General features: G+C 45.4%; 1 protein-coding gene. It reads right to left on the bottom strand.

Annotation, left to right across the window (positions count from 1 at the left end; all coding sequences use genetic code 11):
* Positions 1-209: 209 nt before the first annotated feature.
* Positions 210-3,851 (bottom strand): ankyrin repeat domain-containing protein, encoded by a 3,642-nt coding sequence (locus KDK14_RS06785; protein ID WP_257264271.1) that lies wholly within the window; start codon positions 3,849-3,851, stop codon positions 210-212.
* Positions 3,852-4,374: the final 523 nt, after the last annotated feature.

Here is a 4,374-nt window from a genome sequence, read left to right as displayed (position 1 = left end):
GGATGCGGGCAGCGGCTGTAGAGTAGCAATGTCGAAGTTATTTCAGGACAGCTCCTAAAGGTACCAATGCCCATGGCGCGTGAAAATATTTCGCGCCAACTTCAGGGATGAACAATGGTTAAGGAAAATATTTTCACGGCAAAGAGTACGAATAAAAGCTGCTCTTTCCCTTTGAAGTTCTGCATGTTCATCAGCCCATTAAACTAACTTCAGGAATTATGATCAGCTATTAGCTGAAAACATTCCCAATGCTCATGATTCGACGCCAGCATCAAAGCCGTTTGGCCACTTTTGTTTTGTGCATTGATCGACGACAAATCATTTTTAAGCAAAACGTGAACGCAGTCTTTGTGACCGTTATTTGCCGCCGCCATTAATGGCGTCCAGCCTTTCTTGTTACGCAGGCTTGCATTCATTTCTTTATGTTCCAGAAGCGCCTTCAGACACGCCGTTTGCCCATATTCTGCTGCGTACATTACTGCGGTCCAACCGCTGTTGTCCTGCACATTTAATTTGATTTCTTTTTGTTCCAGAAGCTCTTTCAGGAACTGTGTTTGCCCATTTTTTGCAGCCAGCATGAGTGCAATTGTACCTTGTTTACTGGTTGTATTGATGTCAATAGCCGTTTGTCCAAGCAATAACAAGGCACAGCGTTCATAACCGCCATATACCGCCTGCATCAAAGCCGTATAGCCGATTTTGTTTGTTGCATTGATCGACGACTTGTCATGCTCAAGCAGCGCTTTAACGCAGTCCTCATGACCTTTTCTTGCTGCCAACATTAGTGGTGTCCAGCCCTCTTTGTTACGCAGGTTTACATTAATTCTGTTTTGTTTCAGCAGTGCCTTCAGAAACTCTGTTTGCCCATCGGTTGCTACGATATGTAATACGGTCCAACCGGCATTAGCCTGAACATTTGGATCGATGTATTTCTGCGCCATAAGTTCATCAAAGCACTGCGTGTACCCATTTTTTGCGGCCAGCATGAGTGCCGTATTGCCCTCTTTATCCTTCTTGTTCACGTCAATGACTTGCTTCGCCAGAATTGCTCTCAGGCAATCAACATGGCCACTTCTTGCGGCCAGCATTGCTGGCGTTAACCCTTGTTCATTGTGAAAATGAATCAATGCTGTGGCAAAATCCAGTGCTTCCGTCAGTAATTCCAAGTGGCCACTGTCTGCTGCATCCAGGACCTGTTGTAATAGTTTCCATGGGTGCTGTCTTGTTGCGTTACCGCGCTGAACATAGAACCATACATTCTTACCGTTTTTATTGGTTATATTGATGTCAATCTCCGGGTGTTGGAGTAATAACCTGGCACAACGTACATCCCCTCCAATTGCTGCCAGTAGCAAAGCCGATAAGCCGTTGCTGTTTTTTGCATTGATCGGCGACACGTTATGCTCAAGCAACACCTTGACGCAGTCCCCATGACCGCTTCTTGCTGCCGCCATTAATGGCGTCCAGCCTTTCTTGTTATGTAGGCTTGCATTAATTTCTTTTTGTTCCACAAGCGCCTTCAGACACTCCGTTTGCCCATATTCTGCTGCGTGCATTACTGCGGTCCAACCGCTGTTGTCCTGCGCATTTAATTTGATTTTTTTCTGTGTCAGAAGCGCTTTCAGAAACTCCGTTTGCCCATTTCTTGCAGCCAGCATAAGTGCAGTTAAACCGTTTTTACCGGTTGCATTGATGCCAATAGCCGTTTGTCGAAGTAATAACAAGGCACAACGTTCATGTCCTCCAGATACCGCCAGGATCAAAGCCGTATAGCCGCTGTTGTTTTTTGCATTGAGCGACGACACGTTTTGCTCAAGCAACACCTGGACGCAGTCCTCATGACCGCAGCTTGCTGCACCCATTAATGGTGTCCAGACGTCCTTGTTACATAGGTTTGCAATAATCCCCCTTTGTTTCAGAAGCGCCTTCACACACTCTGTTTGTCCATTTTTTGCAGCCATCATGAGTGCCGTATTGCCCTCTTTATCCTTCTTGTTCACGTTAATGACTTGCCTGGCCAGAATTGCTCTCAGGCAATCAACATGGCCACTTTTGGCAGCCAACATTGCTGGTGTTAACCCTTGTTCATTGCGCAAATGGAGCAATACCGGGGCAAAATTCATTGCTTCCGTCAGTAATTCCAAATTGCCGCTGTCTGCTGCATTCATGATCTGATGCAATAATTTCCATGGGGGCCGTCCTGCTGCATTACCGCACTGCACATGGAACCATACATCCTTACCTTCATTATCGGTTGTATTGATGTCAATCTCCGGTTGTTGGAGTATTAACGTGCCACACAGTTCATCCCCTTTATCTGCTGCCAGTAGCAAAGCCGAGTAGCCGCTGCAGTTTTTTGCATTGATCGGCGACACGTTATGCTCAAGCAATACGTGGACGCAGTCCCCATGCCCCCATGCTACTGCCGCCATTAATGGCGTCGAGCCGTGCTTGTCACGCTGGCTTGCATTAGTTCTCTTGTTTGTCAGAAGCACCCCCAGACAATCCGTTTGCCCATAGCGTGCGGCGATCATTACTGCGGTCCAACCCTCTTTGTTCTGCGCATTCAAATCGATTTCCTTGTGTGCCACAAGCCATTTCAGATACTCCGTTTGCCCATTTTTTACCGCCACCATCAAAGCCGTTTCGCCGCTTTTGTTTTTCGCATTGATAGGCGACACATCATTCTTTACTAGCACCTGAACGCAGTCCCCATGGCCGCATCTTACTGCTGACATTAATGGCGTCCAACCGTCGTTATTTTTCGCATTTCGCTTGATGCCGTGCTGTTTCAGAAGTTCTTTCAGACACTTCGTTTGCCCATTGCTTGCGGCCAGCATGAGTGCCGTATTGCCCTCTTTATCCTTCATGTTCACGTTAATGACATGCTTCGACAGAATTGCTCTCAGGCAATCAATATGGCCACGTCTTGCGGCCAACATGGCTGGCGTTAACCCTTGTTCATTGCGCAAATGCATCAATACTGTGGCAAGATGCAGTGCTTCCGTCAGTAATTCCAAATTGCCACTGTCTGCTGCATCCAGGACCTGTTGAAATAGTTTCCATGGGTGCCGCCCTGCTGCATTAACGGACTGGGCACAGAGCCATGCAGTTTGACCGAGTTCATTTTTTACATTGATGTCAATATCCGGTTGTTGCAGTAATGACAACGCACAACGTTCATCCCCTCCAAGTGCCGCCAGCGTCAAAGCCGTATGGCGGCTTTTGTTTTTTGCATTGATCGACGATCCTCCATGTTCAAGCAACAACTGAACGCAGTCCCCGTGACCGTTTCTTGCTGCTGTCATTAATGGCGTCCAGCCATTAATGTCACACAGGTTTGCGTTAATCGCTTTTTGTTTCAGAAGCACCTCCAGACACCTGGTTTGCCCAAATCTTGCTGCGATCTTTAATGCGGTTGCACCGTTTCTATTCTGCGCATTCAGTTTGATACCTTTATGATGTTTCAGAAGTTCTTCCAGACCCTCCGTTTGTCCATTTTTTGCTGCTGCAATTAACAGCGTTTCACCATCTTCATTCTTTGAGTTGAGGTCAATAAGAGGATATTTGCAGAGTGTTTTAAATTGTTCTGCGTCCGACGCTAACGTTGAAAACAACAATTTTTGGTATTCAGTTTGACTGGCTTTGGTTAAATTCCTGCACAGATTATCTTTTGATAAACAGGTAATGACATCAATCTGTTTCAGTTTACATGCCCGACATAATAATTCGTTGAAGAAATGACTGTCACATTCTATTTTGGATCTCGTAGCCGAACTGTTTAGATGATCGGTTAATTCTCGGGTAATCACTTCACCATCGTTCATGGTTTGAACCAGTTTTTCAGACATAATCTCCCTCATTTGAGGTTGAGACTTAACCATTTTGTCCCACTCTTTTGAGGCAGTTTTACTAAAGAAAAACTCGAAAAAGTCAACGGGTTTATTGGAGTTGTTCAAAGCATGTTGCAGTAGATTGGAGTGTATTTCTTTAGGGAAACTACAAAAATCAACTGTTTTTAAATGACGCAAAGTCAGTGTTTGATGGTTTTTCCAGTCCAGGTCGCAGTTTGCACCCTGCATAAGAGAGGCTTCTGATTTAAAGGCCCAAAAATAAAGGTTATCCTTCGAACCAATGCAGAAAAGGGGTGTTTCATTTTTCTTGGTAAAATTCCGGAAAGAGGCTGAGTGAGTTTTCTGGCTAACAATAGTTAATACCTTTGCGTCGGGGGTTGAATTTAAAAAATTATCGATTAACCATACCTGAAACCGCTCCCGACTCTCTGCAAATGAATAGTCTCCATTATCACAGGGTTTGATGATACAGGGCGACAGAATCGGTCGAACGATCATCCCGATAATAGGATATTTAGCT

Origin of the sequence: Endozoicomonas sp. ONNA2 (assembly GCF_024606365.1) — a bacterium.
In the GTDB taxonomy this organism is placed as follows: domain Bacteria; phylum Pseudomonadota; class Gammaproteobacteria; order Pseudomonadales; family Endozoicomonadaceae; genus Endozoicomonas.
This window is presented reverse-complemented; position numbering and strand designations above follow the sequence as displayed.